Source organism: Citricoccus muralis, from assembly GCF_029637705.1.
GTDB lineage: Bacteria > Actinomycetota > Actinomycetes > Actinomycetales > Micrococcaceae > CmP2.
This window is the reverse complement of sequence record NZ_CP121252.1, coordinates 1,687,058-1,707,002: the sequence shown is the minus strand read 5'-3', so window position 1 is coordinate 1,707,002 and position 19,945 is coordinate 1,687,058. Positions and strand designations below refer to the sequence as shown.

Below are 19,945 nucleotides of genomic sequence, written 5' to 3'. Positions count from 1 at the left end.
GAGGCTGGCACCGATGAGCGATACGGCACGATTGCTGCGTGAGCTGGCTGAAGCGCACGGCATCTCCACCACGTATCAGGGGCAGGACGGCTCTGTCCAGACCGTCGACGACGCGACCCTCGTCGCCGTGCTCGCCGCACTCGGCCAACGCGTCGATGCGGACGGTCCCGTTGGCCTGCAGCAGGCCATCGACGCCCGCGCGCTGGACCGCTGGTCTTGGGTGATCCCGCCCACCACTGTGGTCACCGAGCACTACGAAACCGAAGTCCCGGTTCACTTTCTCGAGGGTGAAACGATCGGGGTACATCTGGAACTGGAAACCGGTACTGTCGTGTCGCTGGTTCCAGTGGGCGACTTCACCGAACCCGTGTGGTCCTCAGGTGTCCAACGCTTCCAGACCACTTTCCGCATCCCCTCAGACTTACCGCTGGGGTACCACCTCCTGGTGGCCACCGTGGAAGGCGAAACCACCGCTACCGGCCACCTCATCGTGGTCCCCGAACGCCTGACGACGGCCGACGCCTACAGGCCAGACCGGGGCTGGGGGCTGGCTGCCCAGCTGTATTCAACCCGCTCTACCGACAGCTGGGGTCTCGGCGACTGGAATGACCTGGAGAAGCTCTGCCGTCTCGCCGCAGATCACGGCGGCGACTTTGTGCTGACCAACCCCCTGCACGCCACCGAACCGCTGCCGCCCGTGGTGGACTCCCCCTACTCCCCCACCTCGCGCAGCTTCCTGAACCCAATCTACCTCCACCTCGAAAGCCTGCCGGAATACCTTGGGGCTGAGGCCGAGATCCGGGCTCAGATCGATGCCCTAGGGGCACCGTTGCGTGATCGGAACACCAGCACCGAGCTTCTGGACCGGAATCCCGTGCTGGAAGCAAAATTGGCCGCGCTGCGCCTGTTGTACCACCACCGGCAGGATCTTCCCGAGCGCACGGAAGCCTATCGGCGCTTCCGCGATGACGTCGGGGTGTTCCTTGACCGTTTCGCCCTCTGGTCCGCGCTACGCCGAATCCTGGCCCCCGAAGATCCGCGCTGGGAGCAAACCCGAACCGCGGGGGCCGCCGAACATGCTGAATTGGCGGAACAGCACGCCGAAGAGCTGGACTTTCACCGCTGGGTGCAGTTCCTGTGCGATGCTCAGCTGCGCGACGTCCAGACCCGAGCGCGAGACGCCGGTATGCGCACCGGAGTCATGGTGGACTTGGCCGTGGGCGCAAACCGCCGCACCGCGGACTGGTGGCTGTACGGTGAGGCGCTGATCGACGAGATGTCGGTCGGTGCACCCCCGGACATGTACAACCAACTCGGTCAAGATTGGTCACAGCACCCCTGGAACCCGCGTGCCCTGGAAGAAACCGGCTATGAGGCGTATCGGACCTTGTTGCGCACCGTGTTGCGTCAGGCCGGGGCCGTGCGCATCGACCATATTCTCGGACTCTCCCGCCTGTGGTGGATCCCGCAAGGCTTTGGCCCCCAGCAGGGCGCCTACGTCCGCTACGATCCCCAGGCCATGATCGGCATCCTGCTCTTGGAAGCCCAACGCGCCAATGTCGTCGTCGTGGGTGAAGACTTAGGCACGGTGGAACCCTGGTTTCAGCAGGAACTGGCCTCCCGGGGCATCCTGGGAACCTCCATCGTGTGGTTTGAGCACGACGACGATGGCCCCATCCCGCCCGAGAGCTACCGTGAGCAGACGCTGGTTGCGGTGAACACCCACGACCTGCCGCCCACCGCGGGCTACCTCACCGAGGCGCACCTGCACCTGCGGGAACAACTTCGCCTGCTCACCCGGTCTGCCACCGAGGAGCGTCGCGAATTCCGCGCGCAGCTCGACCAGGTGCTCCGCGCCCTGGTGGCTGCCGGAGCGCTGGACGAGATCCCGGACGGCGCCCCGAGTAGCTGGAGCGAAGCAGAGATCGAGACGGTGATCCTGGGCCTGCACCGCTATGTCGCGTCCTCGCAGGCCGTGCTGCTGAGCGTGTCGCTGACCGATGCCGTCGGCGACCGCCGGATTCAGAATCAGCCCGGAACCCTGCAGGAGCAGTACCCGAATTGGTGCGTTCCGCTCAGCGACGACGCTGGAGAACCGGTCCTCGTTGATGCCCTCAGTAGCCTGCCGCGGGTGGCCCGGCTCTTGAACACCGTGAATGAATCCGTGCGAGGAGCCCGGTGACGCCCCAGGATCCGCAGCTGCCGCTGGTGGTGATGCTCAGTTACCACACCTCACCCCTGGAACAGCCCGGTCAGGGTGACGCCGGCGGGATGAACGTCTACGTGCGCCGGGTTTCTGCCGCCCTGGCCGATCTGGGTCACGACGTCGCCGTGCTCATTCGGCGTACTTCCTCCGAGCAGCGCACCGTCGCCCTGCCCGAAAGTCCCCGGGTGCAGGTCATCCCCGTCACCGCCGGCCCGGCCCGTGAGGCCACCAAAGAGGAACAGATGGCGTGGCTTCCCGACTTCGCGATGGCCGCTACCGCGCAGGTCAGGGACCTGACGTCCGCCGGCCGGTCTGCGGTGTTGCACAGCCACTACTGGATGTCCGGGAAGGCCGGTGTCACGATCGCCGCCGCCCTGGGGTGGCCGTGGCTGCACTCCATGCACACCATCGGCGCCGTGAAGAATGCGCGGGACGACGACGCCGACGAGCCGGAGCAGCGTCTCCGCGCGGAAACTGAGATTGGCCTGCGCGCCGGCGCGCTGATCTCGAACACGACGATTGAGTCAGCCGAGCTCATCGCATACTGCTCGGCCACCGACCATCGGATCCATGTCATCCCGCCCGGGGTCGACCACCACATCTTCCGACCCGACGGCGCCCGTGAGTGGCCCACCGACGACGAACACCGGTTGCGGTTACTCTTCGCTGGTCGATTTCAGCCGCACAAGGGGCCGCACGTCATCATCGAGGCCCTCGGACTCATTCATCGCGTGCACCACCGACTCGACGAATTTGATGTCCACTTCACCGGCGCCCAATCCGGAGCCCGGCAACTCGACCTGGCACACCTGGCACAGCAGCGCGGCGTGCTCTCCGCGTGCACCTTTACTCCCCCGCTGAGCCCCGAGCGGCTGGCCCGACTCATGCGTGCCGCCGACGTGCAGCTGATGCCCAGCTATTCTGAGTCGTTTGGTCTGATCGGGGTGGAAGCTCAGGCGTGCGGTACTCCGGTGTTGGCACATCGGGTCGGTGGACTCACCCAGGCCGTGGAGCACGGGCGCAGCGGACGCTTGGTGGCTGATCTGTCGCCGCGGTCGTGGAGCGAAGCACTGTTGGCTATTGCAGACGACGCAGCGGCATGGTCCGCACTGAGTGTCTCAGCGCTGGACCATGCCGCCGGTTTCAGCTGGACGGCAAGTGCTCAACAACTCTCCGCCCTGTATACCCGCTTACTTAGGCTCGGGTAATCGTCCCGAAGAAGTGCGGTTTCTGTTTCCGCGCGTTCCACCCGGTGCACCGCAAGGTCTGTGCATCGGCGACGTCGCTGGTGTAACCGACCGTTACCGTGGCAGGCAGCACGACCGGGGATTTGAACTCAATATCCCAGCGGAACCCAGCCTCGGCCGGCTCGCGGCCGATGAGCATCCGCCCGGCCAGGTACATGCCGTGGGCGATCATCGACGGCATACCCAGCGCCTTCGCCGTCAGCGGGTTAATGTGGATCGGGTTAAAGTCCCCAGAAACAGCTGCGTAGTCGCGCCCCGTTGACGACGGTAGTTTCCACTGCCCGGTCTTCGCCGGCAACTCCGCTGTCCGGTCGCTCGCAGAACCACCGGCTCCACGGGAGCTCTCGGCTTCTCCCGGCTCGACCAAGCGCACACCGCGTGCCAAATACGTCGACACCGATTCCCACAGCGACTCGCCGGTGGCACTGTCTGCGACGCGGGCATGGATCTCGACCGTGGTGCCGGCGCGGTGGCCACCCAGCGATTCGGCCCAGACCTCCACGTCCACCGGCGACTCCACCTGCACAGGGCGATGATGCGACACCGCATTCTCGGTGTGCACCAGTCCCAGCAACGGCAACGGGAAGTCCGACTGCGACATCAGATGCATCATCAGCGGGAACGCGGCGATGTGCACACCCACCGAGGCAACTACCCCGTCGGCGACGGGCGCGAACAGGCTCGCGTAACGGTCGACGTCGTCCTGTGTAAACCGGTGACCGCTGATCCGCACCCCCTGGGTCGGCAATTGCCGCGGTGTTCGGGAACCGGTGACCTTCCGCCGGGCCATGGTGGTCACCGCATCGCGGTACGCACCACCCAAACCGGGAAGTCCGGACAGCGTGCGAAATGAACGACCGGCGCTGGAGAACTCTGCGCTCATCTCACGCCCCCATGATGGCTTGGCCGCACACGCGCAGCGTCTGCCCGTTGATACCGGCTGCCTCGTCGGACACCAAGAAAGCGATGGTCTCGGCCACGTCCTCAGGCTTTCCGCCCTGGCGCAACGAATTCAACCGACGCGCCACCTCGCGGGTCGCCACCGGAATCTTCGCGGTCATCTCAGTCTCGATAAAGCCGGGCGCCACCGCGTTCATGCTGCCACCCGTGGAGGCCAGCAGCGGCGCAGTGGCCTCGGTCATCCCCATGACGCCCGCCTTGGACATGGCGTAGTTAGACTGACCGCGGTTGCCAGCAATCCCCGAAGTCGACGCCAACGTGGCGATCCGCAGCTGTTCGGAGACGGTCGCGCCCCGGTCGGCCAGAAACGCCTCGTTCATCCGCAACTGCGAGGCCAGATTGACGGCGATCACCGAATCCCAGCGTGCCGCATCCATGTTCGCCAGCAGCTTGTCGCGGGTGATACCGGCGTTGTGCACCACAATATCGAGGCGGCCATAACGATCACGGCAGTGCTCGATGATCCGCTGACCCGCATCATCAGCCGTAATATCCAACTGCAGGGCGGTGCCATTGAGACGGTTCACGACGGCGGCCAGCTGATCGCCAGCGGCCGGCACATCAATGCCGACCACCTGCGCGCCATCGCGATGTAGCGAGTTGATGATGGACGCACCGATTCCGCGTGCCGCACCGGTCACCACAGCAACCTTGCCCGCCAGCGGGCGAGCATGATCCGCGGGAACAGCGCCGGCGTCGCTCCCAACGCGCACAAACTGTCCGCTCACGTAGGCACTGCGTCCCGAGAGTAGGAATCGCACCGCACCCAGCGCCGACGCCGAAGAAGCACTGACGCCGTCGGCCAGCAGAATCCCGTTGGCGGTGGCCCCTCGCCGCATCTCCTGCGCCATGGAGCGGGTTGCCCCGGCGATACCACGATGGGTGGCACGATATGCCGGTGCGGCGGTGTCCGTGGACTCGGGGTCGCGTGCCACCACGATGACGCGGCCACAGCTAGCCAAACGGCGCAGGGCGGCCCCGGCTGTGCGCAGCGGCGCGGACACCTCTTCGGGACGCTGTGCTTCGTCGAGCACGACCAGGATGGCGGAGAATTTCTCCTTCAGGCCCGGATCGCGCCGTACATCCACTCGGTGGTCGACCAGCCAGCCGGCAATCGTGTGGGCACCCTCAGACTCTCCGATCACCAAGACGGGACCGGTCGCCAGGGCTTCACCGGGGGTGTACCGGCGCAATGCCACCGGTTGTGGCAGACCCAACGTCGAAGCGACCTTGGCGCCGAGGGGGTTGTTGACGAACTGGGAGTAAGAATCTTTGGGACTCACGTGTGTCCTTCCTTGCTAGAGCCTTGTCAGACCCATGTCGATGAAGCGAAGCGGTCGAAAAGCGTTCTCAGCTCAGCGTCCTCGCAGGATGGCCACGATGCCCTGCCCGCCTGCGGCACACACCGAGATCAGGCCGAGCGAGCCGGCGCCCTTCTCGTGAAGCATCTTGGACAGCGAGGCGGTGATGCGGGCCCCGGTCGCCGCGAAAGGGTGTCCCGCAGCGAGCGATGAGCCCTTCACGTTGAGCTTGGCTCGATCGATGGAACCCAGGGCGCCGTCGAGTCCGAGCTGATTGCGGCAGTAGTCCTCGTCCTCCCAAGCCTTCAGAGTCGACAGCACGGTGCCGGCGAAAGCCTCGTGGATCTCGTAGTAGTCAAAGTCTTGCAGAGACAGACCCTGGCGAGCCAGCATCCGCGGTACGGCCTGAGCCGGTGCCATCAGCAGACCCTCGTTGCCGTCGACAAAGTCCACCGCAGCCGTCTCGTAGTCGACGAATTCTGCCAGGATGGGCAGGTTCCGATCCTGGGCCCATTTCTCACTGGACACCAGCACTGCGGCTGCACCGTCGGTCAGCGGGGTAGAGTTGCCCGCCGTCATCGTGGCCTGATCCCCCAGCTCCTTACCGAAGGCTGGCTTCAGGCCCGACAGCTTCTCCACCGTGGAGTCGGGGCGTAGATTGTTGTCCTTGGACAGGCCGCGGAACGGGGTGATCAGGTCGTCGAAGAAGCCCTCGTCGTATGCCTTAGCCAGGTTCTGGTGGCTGGCCGCGGCGAGCTCGTCCTGGCTCTGGCGGGTGATGCCCCACTTCAGGGTGGTCTGGGCCTGGTGGTCGCCCATGCTCATTCCAGTGCGCGGCTCGCCAGCTCCGGGAGCGTCGGGAGCGAAATGGCCGGGACGCAGCTTGATAGCGGCCTTGATACGGTCCTGAGTGGAACGGGCACGGGCCAGCTCCATGAAGATGGCGCGAGCCTTGCTGTTGAAGACCAGTGGTGCGTCGGAGGTGGTGTCCACGCCGGAACCGATACCGCTTTCGATCTGGCCGAGGCGGATCTTATTCGCCAATCCACCGATAGCCTCCATACCGGTGGCGCAGGCGATCTGTACCTCGTGGGCAGGGGTGGTGGGATCGAGGCTGGTGCTCAGCACCGACTCGCGCGTCAGGTTGAAGTCCTTCGAGTGCTTCATCACTGCGCCTCCCACGACTTCGCCCAGGCGCTCCCCCTGCAGCCCGAAGCGCGCGATGAGACCGTCGAGTGCGGAGGTGAGCATCTCCTGGTTGGAAGCGGTGGCGTACTTGCCGTTGGAACGAGCAAAGGGAATGCGGTTGCCGCCCACGATCACGGCCGGACGTACCTTGCCGCCTGCGACGGCTGCCTGCTGATTGTTCCTGTTCTCGGTCACGGAAACTCCTTGTCAACGAATATGGTCGGAAACTGTGATGGCTATTACTGAAATCCAGCGTACCTGATACGCTGAGTATCGTGAACACTCATGAGGCGATCAATTCGGACGGCCGTAACACGCGCTGGGACCAGCACCGCCGTGAGCGCCGTGATGAACTCATCAAATCCGCTCGCGCTGCCGTGCACGATCTCGGTCCATCCGCGTCGATGGACGAAATCGCTGCGCATGCAGGAACATCGAAATCGGTGTTTTATCGATACTTCGGAGATAAAAATGGGCTACAGCGCGCGGTAGGCGAAAAGGCCACAGAGTTCGTGGCCACCGAGTTGCTCCGCGCTGCTCGAGGCAAGGATAACCCGCTCGAAGCGTTGCAGACCATGATCAGGATCTACCTGGAACTCGCCGAATCCTCACCGAACGTCTACACGTTCTCTACGGAGTCCGATGGTGAAACTTCAGAGTTTTTCTCCGGTATCGCCGATGTGATGTCCACGATCCACGAACGATTCGTGGTCGAGACGAAGCCCGAACACCGCGAAAACATGGCCGCTCGCGTGTCCGCCACTTATTGGTCGACCGCCGCGATCGGATTTATCCGCCACGCCGGTGAGCAGTGGCTGACCGAACCTCCACACGAGGATCGGCCCACCGCCCCGCAGCTGGCCCGCTATATCACCCGTTGGCTGGTGCAGGGGTTCCAGCCCTCTCGCACGATCCAGCCCACTACGCCACCCAGACACGCTTGAACGCCCGCTAACTTTAAGGAGCATCCCATGTCACCCAACGCTTCTCAGCTCAACATCAACCAGCAGTTGGTCCAGGATCTACTGCTGGGCCGCTGGGCCGACGAACGCCGCGATTCTCGCGATCGCATGAAGAATCCCGAATATCACAAGATCGAGGGACAGCCCTACACCGAGCACCGTGAGCGGACTCTGGGCCAGCTTCAGGCCCTGGTCGACGAACACGCAGTGCAGAAGGCCTTCCCTTCCCGCTTCGGTGGCGAGGACAACCACGGCGGCAATATTGCCGGCTTCAGCGAGCTGGTGCTGGGTGACCCGTCAATGCAGATCAAGGCGGGCGTGCAGTGGGGCCTGTTTGGCGCCGCGATCCTGCACCTGGGTACCGAGCAGCACCACGAGGCTTGGCTGCCACAGATTATGGATCTGAGCCTTCCCGGCGCCTTTGCCATGACCGAGATCGGTCACGGCTCTGATGTCGCCTCGCTGGCCACCACCGCTACCTACCTGCCAGAGTCGGACGAATTTGAGATTCACACACCCTTCAAGGCGGCGTGGAAGGAATACCTCGGCAACGCTGCCCTGCACGGTCGCGCAGCCGTAGTGTTCGCTCAGCTGATCACCCAGGGAGTGAATCACGGTGTTCACTGTTTCTTCGTTCCGATTCGTGACGACAACGGCGAATTCCTGCCCGGTGTGGGCGGCGAAGACGATGGCGTTAAAGGTGGACTGAACGGCGTCGACAACGGTCGTCTGCACTTCACCCACGTGCGCGTTCCGCGCACCAACCTGCTGAATCGCTACGGCAACGTCGACGAAAACGGTGTCTACACTTCCCCGATTGAGTCCCCCGGGCGCCGCTTCTTTACGATGCTGGGCACACTCGTGCAGGGTCGTGTCTCGCTGTCGATGTCCTCGGCAGTGACCTCCGCCTTGGCGCTGACGGGCGCGATTACCTACGGAAACCAGCGTCGTCAGTTCAACGCCAGCTCGGACACCGAAGAAGAAGTGCTGCTGGACTACCAGCTACACCAGCGCCGGCTGATCGATCGTTTGGCCCGTACGTACGCCGACATGTTCTCAGCGAACACCCTGCTCGAGAAGTTCGATGAGGTGTTTTCCGGTGCCGCCGACGATGACGATAACCGTCAGGAACTCGAGACGCTGGCCGCTGCTATTAAGCCGATGACCACCTGGAACGCGCTGGATACACTTCAGGAAGCCCGCGAGGCCTGCGGTGGTGCTGGTTTCATGGCGAAGAACCGCTTTGCGAGCCTGCGCGCAGATCTGGATATCTACGTCACCTTCGAGGGCGATAACAATGTGCTGCTCCAGCTGGTCGGCAAACGCCTGCTGACCGACTTCTCCAAGGAACTGTCGAACATGTCCGTGGGCGTATTGTCTCGGTTCGTCGCCGATCGCGCTTCGGAAGCCGTGGTGCAGCGTTCCGGCCTGCGCCGCGTAGTGCAGACCGTTCAGGATGTGGGTTCGGAGCGGAAGTCCGCGAACTGGTTCAAGGATCCTGAGGTGCAGCGTGCCCTGCTTACCGACCGAGTTCGCGTGCATGTCACTGAGATCGGCACCGCGATGATGCCGGTGGCCAAGAAGTCGCAGGCCGAGCAGGCGCGCGTCTTCAATGAAAACCAGTTCCAGCTCATTGATGCGGCCAAGGCGCAAGCCGTTCTGCTGCAGTGGGAGACCTTCACGGAGGCCCTGGACCAGGTCAAGGACGAAGACACTCGCACCGTGATGACGTGGCTTCGGGACCTATTCGTTCTCAACGAGATCGAGCGTGACCTGGGTTGGTTCATTGAGAACGGTCGCATCTCTCAGCAGCGTGCACGCACTCTGCGCGGCTACACGAACCGTCTCGCGGCTCGACTGCGTCCCTACGCGCAGGATCTGGTGGACTCCTTCGGCTTCGAACAGGACCACCTTCGTATGGATGTGGCTACTGGGGAAGAACAGGTTCGTCAGGAAGAAGCCGCGGAGTACTTCCGTCGGTTGCGCGCTGACGGCAACGCACCGCTGGATGAAAAGGTGCTCAACGCACGCCGTAAGGCCGAAGCCAAGGCAGCTCGCAAAGCGGAGGCCAAGGCTGGGAAGCGCTAAACGCGAACTCGCGGATTAAACGCCGGTTGCTGGGGCAGGATCACCGATCCTGCCCCAGCACTGTTTGATAAACATTGACCGTCTTTTCGGCAATGGACTCCCAAGAGAAGTATTCCTGGGCTCGCACCCGGCCGCGCTCCCCCATCTGCTGAGCGTGTTCAGGGTCGGAAAGTACCTCTGTGAGTGCAGCCGCGAAATCGGCCACGAACTGTTCTTCGTCCAAGGGGGTGCCGGATCCGTCGTCCACCTGATCCAGGGGCACCAGCATGCCGGTAGCGCCGTCTTCAACAACCTCGGGAATCCCACCGGTGGCTGAGGCTACCACGGCTGTGCCGCAAGCCATCGCTTCCAGATTGACGATGCCCAGCGGTTCATAGATTGAGGGGCAGGCAAACACGGTGGCTTGGGAAAGCACCTGGGTGATCTCGGCGCGGGGCACCATGCCTTCGATAACGAAGACTCCGTCACGCTGGGAACGCAGTTCGTCCAAGAGCGCATTAACTTCGGCTGCGAGTTCAGGCGTGTCAGCGGCTCCCAGGCAGAGCACGAGCTGCACACTCGAGTCCAAGAGGCGGGCAGCTCGGAGCAGGTAAGGAACACCCTTTTGTCGTGTCACTCGACCGACGAACGCCACCGTTTCCCGATGCGGGTCGATGCCACGCTTCTCGAGTGCGTCCACGTCATGTTGTGGTGTCCAGATGGTGGTGTCGATGCCGTTGTGCACCACGTGGAGTTTCTCGGGGTCCACCCCGGGATACGCCTTGATAATGTCGCGTCGCATGCCCTCGGATACCGCAATGATCCCGGCGGCCGAATCATAGGCGGTGGCCTCAGCCCAACTCGACAGTCGGTAGCCACCGCCGAGTTGCTCAGCTTTCCACGGGCGCAACGGCTCTAAGGAATGGGCGGAGAGAACGTGCGGGATATCGTAGAGTAGCGAGCCGAGGTGGCCGGCCATGTTGGCATACCACGTGTGGGTGTGTATGAGATCGGTGCCGTCGAATCCAGAGAGCATGCCCACGTCGGTGCCCAGGGTCTGCACGGCAGCATTCGCCGAAGCCAGCGTCTCTGGCGTCTGATAGCTCGTGACAGAAGCCCCGTGATAGTCGGCGTCGCGGGGTGCGCCGAAGGCATGAACGCGGAGGTCAACATGCGAAGCCAATACGCGTGACAGCTCGGCAACGTGGACTCCAGCCCCGCCGTAGATCTCTGGAGGGAACTCTTTGGTGACGATATCGATTCTCACGATCCCACCGTATGCCACGCTCTCATGGCGCCGATAGCTTCCGGCGACGCACGCGGTGCCGTTACTACGAAGTCATGTGAATAAACGCGGTTGAACTATGGCAAAAACGATGGTGGCTGGATACTCTCAACCTGAAGGATCCCTTGAAACGATTGAGGAGTGCAGTGGCACAGAAGAAGGTACTAGCAATCGTTCTCGCCGGTGGCGAGGGGAAGCGGCTGATGCCGTTGACCGCTGACCGGGCCAAACCGGCTGTGCCGTTCGCCGGTCAATATCGGCTGATCGATTTCGCGCTGTCGAATCTGGTGAACTCGCATTACCTGAAGATCGTGGTCCTCACCCAGTACAAGTCGCATTCACTGGATCGGCACATTTCCGAGACGTGGCGTATGTCCACGCTGTTGCAGAATTATGTTGCCTCGGTGCCTGCCCAGCAACGTCGTGGCAAGGAATGGTTCCTCGGCTCCGCCAACGCCATCTATCAGTCCATGAACCTCATCTCCGATGCTCGCCCAGATATTGTCGTGGTCATCGGTGCGGATCACGTGTACCGTATGGATTTCGAGCAAATGGTGCAGCAACACATAGACTCCGGCGCCCATGCCACCGTGGCGGCAGTGCGTCAGCCGCTGGAATACGCTTCGTCGTTTGGCGTCATCGAAACGGATTCCAAAGACCCCCGCAAAATCGCCCGTTTCGTGGAGAAGCCGAAGTCCACGCCGGGCCTGCCCGATGACCCCACCCAATTCCTTGCCTCGATGGGTAACTACGTCTTCACGAAGGACGCTTTGGTGGAAGCCCTAAACAAGGATGCCGCCACCGAGGACACCAAGCACGACATGGGTGGAGACATCATCCCCTGGTTTGTGGAGAAAGGCTCGTGCGGCGTCTACGACTTCACCCACAACGATGTACCCGGCCAAGACGCGGGCGTACATTACTGGCGCGACGTCGGGACCTTGGATTCGTATTATGAGGCGCACATGGACCTGGTGAGCCCCTGGCCAGAATTCGACCTCTACAACGACGAATGGCCGATTTTTACTCGGCAACAGATCTCCCCACCGGCCAAGCTGGTGCGTTCTGCGACGAAGCGGCCGGGCACGGCGGTCGATTCCATTCTGTCCCAGGGGGTGGTGATTTCCGGGGGCACTGTCGCACAGTCGGTGCTGTCGACCTCGGCACGGGTCAATCACGATGCATGGGTTGAACAATCGGTGCTCCTCGATAACGTCCTCGTCGGTGAGGGCGCCCAAGTGCGCAACGCCATCGTCGATAAGAACGTGGCAATTCCGGCGGGAGTGCGCATCGGATTCGACCGTGAGGAAGATGAAGCACGCGGGTTCACGGTCACGGAGTCCGGGCTGACAGTGGTGGCGAAGAACCACGCCATCACAGCCGAGCCGGGGGCCTGATTCGCCGTCGAGTAGAGATGGTTCAATAGAGGGATGACCTCCCCTGAGCTTGATCTGGATCACAAAAACCTGCACCGCGATGAGGCGGAGACCCGAGCAACACTGGTCACCGTGTTTGACTACGATGTCACCGTCGATCTGAGTCGGGCCGAAAATCTGGACGAGGACACCTACCCTGTCGCCACGGTGATCCGATTCGACTGCCATGTCCCCGGCGCCACCACGTTCTTGGATTCCCTCCACGCCGAGGTGCACCGGGTGGTGCTCAACGGTAAGGAACTGCCGCTGGAGACCACGGTGGGGGCCGCGCGTATTTTGCTGCCTCGACTGCAGGAACACAACGAGGTACGAATCGAATCCGCCAGCTACTTCTCCACGTCGGGCGAGGGCATGCACCGTTTCCGCGACCCAGGAGATGGGCGGGTCTATCTGTATACCCAGTACGAACCGGCCGATGCGCGGCGGGTGTTTCCGAATTTCGAGCAACCGGATCTCAAGGCCCGCTTTACCTTCCACCTGAAGGGTCGGGAAGACTGGGTGCTGGCCTCCAACCAGGACGAGATGTCGCACACGATCCACGAGGGTGTGGCGACCGTGGACTTTGCCGCGACTCCCCCACAATCCACCTACATCACCACGCTGTTGGCCGGGCCTTACCGGCAGTGGACAGATCGATGGGACGGGCACCCGCAGTCCGGTTCGGATCCCATCAATCTCCGCATCTTCGCCCGTGACTCGCTGGCCGAACACGTTGATACCGAGGAGATTTTCGCGATCACTCGGTCCGGGCTGGATTTCTTCCACGATCTGTTCGGGGTGGCCTATCCCTGGGGGAAGTACGACCAGGCGTTCGTGCCCGAATACAACCTCGGTGCGATGGAGAACCCGGGACTGGTGACCTTCACCGAGCACTATATCCCCACCTCACAGGCGACCGAAGCACAACGGCAGGCCCGGGCCACCACCATCATGCACGAGATGGCACACATGTGGTTCGGAGACTTGGTGACCATGCGTTGGTGGGACGGTCTGTGGCTGAAAGAGTCCTTCGCCGACTACATGGGTACCTTGGCGGTGGACCGGGCCACCCGGTTCGAGGGTGCTTGGGCCACGTTCGCCCACCGCCGCAAAGCGTGGGCCTATGTACAGGACCAGTATTCGACCACGCATCCGATCGTTGCTGATATTGCTGACCTGGAGGCGACGCGCCAGAACTTCGACGGCATCACCTATGCCAAGGGTGCTTCCGTGTTGAAACAACTCGTGGCTCATGTGGGTGAAGATGCTTTCAATGCGGCGTCACGGATATATTTCGAAAGGTACCGATGGGGTAACGCCAGCCTCGACGATTTTCTCGCGGTGCTCTCCGAGACTTCGGGACGGCCGATGCAGGACTGGTCTCGCGTGTGGTTGCAGGCCGCTGGGGTAACTCACCTGTCATGGTCCGAGGACGGCGCGGGAGCCGTGGTGCACCAACAGAACCCAGATCCCCGTGGTGGCGAGGCCCCGCAACGTCCGCATACGTTCCGGGTGGGCCGGTACGAGCTCGACGACGAGGGGGCGCTCACCCGGACGGCCCAACACGGCTACGAACTTACGGTCGGAGCCGCCGCGCAGCCGATCGCCGAGGTGGATGTCAGCGCCGCAACAGACCGGGTGATCCTGCTCAACGATGATGACCTGAGCTACGCCGTCGTGCATCTGGACGAAGACTCGTTAGCTGCTGTGCTCAAGCACCCACTTGCCGACCCGCTGGCTTCGGCCACCGTATGGGCATCGCTGTGGAATGCCGTGCGTGACGGACGAATATCGGCGGAGCGTTACCTCGAAGGGGCCATGGCGGTCTCGGATGAGCTACATGATGTGGGGCTACACGCCGGCGTGCTACGGCAGAGTGTGACCGCGCTTCACCGGTATCTTCCTGCTGAGCGCAGAGCAGAGTGGGCGCAACGCTGGGGTGCCGTGTTGTTGTCCTCGCTGACGGAGCTGGGTGACGGGTCCGACCGGCAGCGTTCGGCGGTGAGAACTCTGACCTTGCTGGCACGCGGATCCGGGGTGTTGCTGGAGGAGATGGAGCAGCTCGCCAGCACCGATCGCGAACAGGGGTGGGTTTTGGCGCCGGGGTTGTGCGTGGACGATGAGGTGCGCTGGGCTGCCCTGATTGCCCTGGCTGCACAAGGTCGAGTGGATCAGGCACGCCTGGATACCGAGCTGGAGGTCAAAGTCGATGCCATGACCCGAGTTTGGCACCGTACGGCGGTGAGCTCCCAGCCCATCGCCACAGTGAGGGACGCCGCCTGGCACGCGGTGCTCACGGGCATCGACGCGGAAGGGCAGACGCTGTCCAATGACCTGCTGTCGGCAACGGCGGAAGGCGTCACCGCGTCGCGACCGGAGTTGATTTCGGGATTCGAACCGGAATTCTGGTCGAGTCTGGAACAGATTTGGACGCGACGCTCCATCGGTATTGCAACCCGCACGATAGAGGGGCTGTTTCCCGGATACCACGATGCAGAAGTGGACGGGGTCGCGGTGGCCGAGGAGCATCCTGTGGTGGTGGCCGGCCAGTCGTGGCTGGACGAACACTCGCAGGCTGCGCACACGCTACGCCGGGTGATCATCGAAGAACTCGAGGATCTGCGCCGGGCGGTGCACGCTCAGCTCATGGAACGCGGTGAGTCCACTCCGGCCGGTTGAACTTCTCTTCTGCCAGTTGTTCGGCACGCTGCAGTAGGTCATCGTCGAGCTCGACGACCTCGGCACCGTAGCGGGTCCGAAACTCGTTGATCATGACGTCCCAGATCTGTTGGCGGCTGAGCCCGGTCTGGCGGCGCAATGGATCGACCCGCTTCTTCGCTGAACGGATGCCCTTGTCGGAGAGCTTTTCCTGACCAATGCGCAGCACCTCGGTCATCTTGTCGGCGTCGATGTCGTAGCTCATGGTGATGTGGTGCAGCAGTCCCCCGCGCGCAAGTCGCTTTTGTGCGGCACCGCCGATCTTGCCTTGCGGGGTGGCGATGTCGTTGAGTGGCTTGTAGTACGCCTCCACCCCCACGTCCGCCAGTGCCTGCATCACCCAGGCGTCCAAGAACGGGTAGGAATCGCTGAAGCTCATGCCGTCGACCAAAGAGAGGGGGGCGTAGAGCGAATAGGTGACACAGTTGTCCTGCTCCATGAACATGGCGCCCCCGCCGGAGATCCTGCGGGCCACGGTGACGTTGTGTTTGGCGACGCCTTCGGGATTGACCTCATTGACGTAGGACTGGAAAGAACCGATGACGATGGCCGGGTGGGTCCACTGCCACAGTCGCATGGCCGGTGCGCGGCGACCGGCTGCGACATCCTCGGTCAGGATCTGGTCGAGTGCTAATTGGGTCATGATGGGCAGCGGTGTGGGAGGGATGATCTGCCAGGTGTGGTCCTGCCAACGGGTGGCATACCCGGTAGCACGGCGCACGGCTGTGGCGATGGCTGCGGTATCAAAACCGAACAGCACCGCGTCGTCACGCAAGGATGCGTCCAGGGCGGCGCGCAGATCGGCGTGCGAGGTGTCTGTCTTCATCCCGCGTATCGCGGCATTAATGTCGTCGAGGGCCTCGTCGGGTTCGAGGAAGAAGTCCCCGTTAATGCGGGCGGACTCGATGAGTTCATTGCGGACGCTCAGGTCGGCAATGACCAGCTTGCCGCCGGGAACCTTGTACTCGCCGTGGAGGTCTTGTAAGGACGTTGAATCTGCAGTCACCCGTCCAGACTACGACAGATCGATCGATAGAATATGGGTCATGCCCACGGAACCTGATACACCTCCTGCGACTGTGCCTGTGAACCGCCCTGTGTCCGCCTGGCGACGGTTCACCCAAACCGTGGGCTGGCCAGCACTGGCGGCGGTGGCCGCGTGGGTCGGCTTTTCTCGACACCTGGTTGGCACCGATGGATCGCATGTTTTGATTTACGTGCTAACTCTGGTTCCGGTGCTGTTGATCGCCGGCGTCATGGCGCTGGCGGTGCCGCTGCGGCGGAAGCAGGTCATCAGCGCGCGGGCATCCGCCTGGTTCTTCTTTGCCCTGGGGTGGGGCTTGGTCCTCGGGTTGTTCCTGCCCGATGAGGCTGCAGGGCCGACCGCCGTGGTCTCGGTATTGTTCGGCGAAGGCTGGCAGGGTGCGGAGTCTGCCGTGTCGAACCCGGCCGCCGTCATCATGGTTTTCTCGATGTCGATGGCAGCGGTGTTCGCTTGGCTGGATTCTCGACCCGGTGGTCCGGTGCGTACGCACGATGAGGATCACGCTCAGGGCACTGGGTATTACCCCGTGCTGGGTGAGTAGCGACGTTCCGCGGAAATCACGTAGGACAACCACGTAGGACAACCAGGACATCTCGGTGCCCACGACAACGGCGGCCGCTCTCGCGATGAGAGCGACCGCCGTGGACAGCGTGATGATCCGGACTGATGCCGGATACGGCGACTACTTTTTGCCCCCGAAGCCCTTGAAGCGAGCATTGAAGCGCTCGACACGGCCAGCGGTGTCCATGATGCGCTGCTTGCCGGTGTAGAAGGGGTGGGATGCTGCCGAGATCTCAACGTCGATCACGGGGTAGGTGTTGCCGTCTTCCCACTCCATGGTCTTGTCCGAAGTGGCGGTGGTGCGGGTCAGCACCTTCTCGCCGGAGGCCAGATCGTTGAAGATCACCAGCTGGTAATCCGGGTGAATATCAGTCTTCATGAGTAATCCTTCGCTGGTGCCCCTGGATTTTGCCAGAGGCACGAAAGAGACGTGTGGTTTCGGCCGGAAGGGATTCTCGACCAGCTAGCTACTATACAGGACGCAGTTGCCAAAACGCGACTGCGGCGGCCACCGACACGTTCAAGGAGTCGACGTCCCGATACATCGGGATTTTCACGTGGACGTCACAGGCGTCCAAGGTCTCGGGCCTGACCCCGGTTCCCTCCGCACCCAGCACGAGTCCGAGCCGGTCACGGGCGGCGAGGGTCGGGTCGTCAAGATCGACGGATTGCTCCGTGAGCTCCAGTGCGGCCACGGTCCACCCGGTATCGGACATGCCGGCCAGGGTGTCCTCCCAGTGCTCGACGCGGGCCCACGGCAGGGAGAACACGGTGCCCATGGATACCCGGATGGCGCGTCGATAGAGCGGGTCTGCGCTGCGCGGGCTGAGCAGAATGCCGTCGACGCCCATTCCGGTGGCGGAACGGAAGATGGCACCCACATTGGTGTGATCAGCGACGTCATCGAGTAGCGCAACCCGCCGTGCGCCGTCGAGCACGGACGCCACGCTGCGAGCCTGTGGGCGGTACATGGCGGCCAATGCTCCGCGGTGCAGATGAAATCCGGTGATGGACTGCATCGTCTCGTCGGTGCCGGTGTAGACCGGTACGTCTGGGTGGGCGGCGAAGACGTCCGCCATGGAATCCAGGTACCGATGCGCCAGGAAGAACGACGCCGGCCGCATCCCAGCGGCCAGGGCTCGGCGAACCACCACCGAGGACTCGGCCAAGAAGATGCCGTGTTCGGCATCGGTAGTGCGGCGCAGGGCGGCGTCGCTCAGGGTGGAGTAGGCCGCAACCCGCGGGTCTGACGGGTCGCTCAATTCAATCGCGGCGGATACGCCGTCGCTCACAGCAACCGCCAGACCATATTGATCAGCCCAGCGACGCCGATCACCACGATCACGGCCCGCAGCACGTTCGGCGGAATCCGTCGGCCGATCTGGGCGCCGACCTGACCGCCGATCAGCGATGAGACCGCGATGAGCAACACCGCCGACCAATCGATCCGGTCGAAGGCGAAGAGCAGGTAGCTGACCGCGGCAATGAGATTCACAGCCAAGGACAGCCAGGTCTTCACCGCGTTGGCGTGCACGAGGGTTCCGGCGAGGAAGACACCAAGGATACCCAGGAGCAACACCCCCTGAGCGGCGACGAAGTACCCGCCGTAGATACCCGCGGCGAAAACCAGAATCCACAAAATGGGCTGGATGGGTCGCTGAGGAACATCACCAATGGTGGGATTGATGGCGTCGGCAGACTTGCGCTGTTTCACCAGGGCTGCCAAACGCGGCTGGAAGATGACGAAGGCCAGGGCCACCAGGATCAGGGCCGGTGCGGCATAGCCGAAGACGGTGGGCGGCAACAGGATCAGCAGCAATGCACCGATGATGCCGCCGAGCAGCGACGCGCAGGTGAGTATCGGCAACACTTGCCGGGATTCGCGCAGTTCGCGACGATAGCCGAACACTCCAGACACACCTGCGGCCACCAGGCCGATGGCGTTCGAGATTTGCGCGGTCACCGGAGGGTAGCCCATGGCGACGAGCACCGGGAAGGTCACCAGAGTGCCGGAACCGACCACGGAGTTGATGGTGCCCGCCCAGAATCCTGCGAGGAGGATGATGAGCAGCTGCCACCATTCCAGTCCAAATAACTCCATCTCAGCGCGCCACCGCCGTGTAGCGACCGTCCTGCTCGGTCACTTTCAACGGCAGGCGGAAGGCCTCAGAGAGGTGTTCCTCGGTCAGGGTCTCCCCCAGCGGTCCGGCGGCCACCACGGCGCCGTCGCGCATGAGGAGGGCGTGAGTGAAACCGGGTGGGACCTCTTCGACGTGGTGCGTCACCAGGATCTGGGTGGGCGCGACCTCGTCGGCGGCGAGCTGAGCAAGCGAGCGAATCAACGTCTCCCGGCCGGCCAGATCGAGCCCGGCGGCCGGTTCGTCGAGTAGCAACAGCTCGGGGTCGGTCATCATGGCACGAGCGGCCAACACGCGCTTGCGTTCACCGGAGGACAGCGATCCGTAGCGACGCTCGGCGAGTCCGGACACACCCCAGCGGCGCAGCAGGTTGAGCGCGCGGTCCAGGTCCATGCTGTCGTACTCCTCGTTCCAGCGTCCGGTGACACCCCAACCGGCGGTCACGACGGCGTCGAGCACGGTTTCCTGGAAGGGCACCTGATCGGCCAACAGTGACGAAGACAATCCGATGAGCGGGCGCAGGTCAAAGACGTTGACCGCGCCGAGCACCTCGTTGAGGATTGCCACGTTGCCCTCGGTGGGATACAGCCGGGTGGCGGCGATGTTGACCAGGGTTGACTTACCGGCGCCGTTTGGCCCCATGATGATCCAGCGTTCGCCCTCGCGCACCGTCCAGCTGACGTCGTCCAGGAGGGTTTTCGTCCCGCGTCGGACCGTGACGTGTGAATACTCCAGCACCGCGTCCTCGGCAGCGACATAGTCACGGGCAGGTACGGTGTGGGCGGCACGGGTGGGTGCAGAAGCAGACTCGGTCATACTCAAACATTAGGCTAGAACAGCACCGAAAACCGG

Annotated in this window: 16 protein-coding genes; 7 read left to right on the top strand and 9 right to left on the bottom strand. The window is 63.1% G+C overall.

The genetic code is table 11. The features are described 5' to 3' along the window. The first annotated feature begins 13 nt into the window (after positions 1-13). Complete coding sequence (gene malQ / locus P8192_RS07800; RefSeq protein WP_278155957.1) at positions 14-2,182, top strand: 4-alpha-glucanotransferase; 2,169 nt, start codon at positions 14-16, stop codon at positions 2,180-2,182. Further along, entirely contained in the window at positions 2,179-3,414 is a 1,236-nt protein-coding gene (locus P8192_RS07795) for a glycosyltransferase (RefSeq protein ID WP_278155955.1), read from the top strand. Before malQ ends, P8192_RS07795 begins: the two co-directional genes overlap by 4 nt. On the opposite strand, the gene P8192_RS07790 is transcribed toward P8192_RS07795, so the two are convergent. From P8192_RS07790 to P8192_RS07780, 3 genes are all read right to left on the bottom strand, one after another. Beyond that, positions 3,401-4,336: a MaoC family dehydratase gene (locus P8192_RS07790; RefSeq protein WP_278155953.1), complete on the bottom strand. Its 936-nt coding sequence runs from the start codon at positions 4,334-4,336 to the stop codon at positions 3,401-3,403. The genes P8192_RS07795 and P8192_RS07790 overlap by 14 nt on opposite strands. Position 4,337: 1 nt before the next feature. Further along, positions 4,338-5,696 (bottom strand): 3-oxoacyl-ACP reductase, encoded by a 1,359-nt coding sequence (locus tag P8192_RS07785; protein WP_278155951.1) that lies wholly within the window; start codon positions 5,694-5,696, stop codon positions 4,338-4,340. Between the two features lie 72 nt (positions 5,697-5,768). Further along, a complete protein-coding gene (locus P8192_RS07780) occupies positions 5,769-7,097 on the bottom strand; it encodes an acetyl-CoA C-acetyltransferase (protein ID WP_278155949.1) in 1,329 nt (442 codons plus the stop codon). Positions 7,098-7,177: 80 nt separating this feature from the next. Between P8192_RS07780 and P8192_RS07775 the strand changes: the two genes are divergently transcribed. Beyond that, positions 7,178-7,846, top strand: coding sequence for a TetR/AcrR family transcriptional regulator (locus P8192_RS07775; RefSeq protein WP_278155947.1), 669 nt, complete (start codon positions 7,178-7,180; stop codon positions 7,844-7,846). 27 nt (positions 7,847-7,873) lie between these two features. Then, positions 7,874-9,952 carry an acyl-CoA dehydrogenase gene (locus P8192_RS07770; protein WP_278155945.1) on the top strand — a complete coding sequence of 693 codons (2,079 nt, stop codon included), beginning with the start codon at positions 7,874-7,876 and terminating at the stop codon, positions 9,950-9,952. A gap of 40 nt (positions 9,953-9,992) precedes the next feature. Here the strand turns inward: P8192_RS07770 and glgA are convergent, their stop codons facing one another. Beyond that, on the bottom strand, positions 9,993-11,198 hold the full coding sequence (gene glgA, locus P8192_RS07765) for a glycogen synthase (protein ID WP_278155943.1): 1,206 nt from the start codon (positions 11,196-11,198) through the stop codon (positions 9,993-9,995). A 164-nt stretch (positions 11,199-11,362) separates the two neighbouring features. Between glgA and glgC the strand changes: the two genes are divergently transcribed. Both glgC and pepN read left to right on the top strand, forming a co-directional pair. Continuing rightward, positions 11,363-12,613: a glucose-1-phosphate adenylyltransferase gene (gene glgC, locus P8192_RS07760; protein WP_278155941.1), complete on the top strand. Its 1,251-nt coding sequence runs from the start codon at positions 11,363-11,365 to the stop codon at positions 12,611-12,613. A gap of 33 nt (positions 12,614-12,646) precedes the next feature. Further along, the gene (gene pepN, locus P8192_RS07755) at positions 12,647-15,310 is read left to right on the top strand and encodes an aminopeptidase N (protein WP_278155939.1); all 2,664 of its coding nucleotides are present in this window, start codon (positions 12,647-12,649) and stop codon (positions 15,308-15,310) included. On the opposite strand, the gene P8192_RS07750 is transcribed toward pepN, so the two are convergent. Further along, the gene (locus tag P8192_RS07750) at positions 15,276-16,355 is read right to left on the bottom strand and encodes a lipoate--protein ligase family protein (protein WP_278155937.1); all 1,080 of its coding nucleotides are present in this window, start codon (positions 16,353-16,355) and stop codon (positions 15,276-15,278) included. The two genes, pepN and P8192_RS07750, sit on opposite strands and share 35 nt — an antisense overlap. 79 nt (positions 16,356-16,434) lie before the next feature. Between P8192_RS07750 and P8192_RS07745 the strand changes: the two genes are divergently transcribed. Continuing rightward, positions 16,435-16,935, top strand: coding sequence for a hypothetical protein (locus P8192_RS07745; protein WP_278155935.1), 501 nt, complete (start codon positions 16,435-16,437; stop codon positions 16,933-16,935). 141 nt (positions 16,936-17,076) lie between these two features. Here P8192_RS07745 and P8192_RS07740 read toward each other — a convergent pair whose 3' ends face one another. The 4 genes from P8192_RS07740 to P8192_RS07725 all read right to left on the bottom strand — a co-directional run bounded on the left by P8192_RS07740 (position 17,077) and on the right by P8192_RS07725 (position 19,909). Then, complete coding sequence (locus tag P8192_RS07740) at positions 17,077-17,334, bottom strand: type B 50S ribosomal protein L31 (protein WP_270105242.1); 258 nt, start codon at positions 17,332-17,334, stop codon at positions 17,077-17,079. 91 nt (positions 17,335-17,425) lie between these two features. Continuing rightward, positions 17,426-18,247 (bottom strand): TrmH family RNA methyltransferase, encoded by an 822-nt coding sequence (locus P8192_RS07735; RefSeq protein WP_278155932.1) that lies wholly within the window; start codon positions 18,245-18,247, stop codon positions 17,426-17,428. After that, entirely contained in the window at positions 18,244-19,056 is an 813-nt protein-coding gene (locus P8192_RS07730; RefSeq protein ID WP_278155931.1) for a sulfite exporter TauE/SafE family protein, read from the bottom strand. Before P8192_RS07730 ends, P8192_RS07735 begins: the two co-directional genes overlap by 4 nt. A 1-nt stretch (position 19,057) precedes the next feature. After that, positions 19,058-19,909 carry an ABC transporter ATP-binding protein gene (locus P8192_RS07725; RefSeq protein ID WP_278155930.1) on the bottom strand — a complete coding sequence of 284 codons (852 nt, stop codon included), beginning with the start codon at positions 19,907-19,909 and terminating at the stop codon, positions 19,058-19,060. Positions 19,910-19,945: the final 36 nt, after the last annotated feature.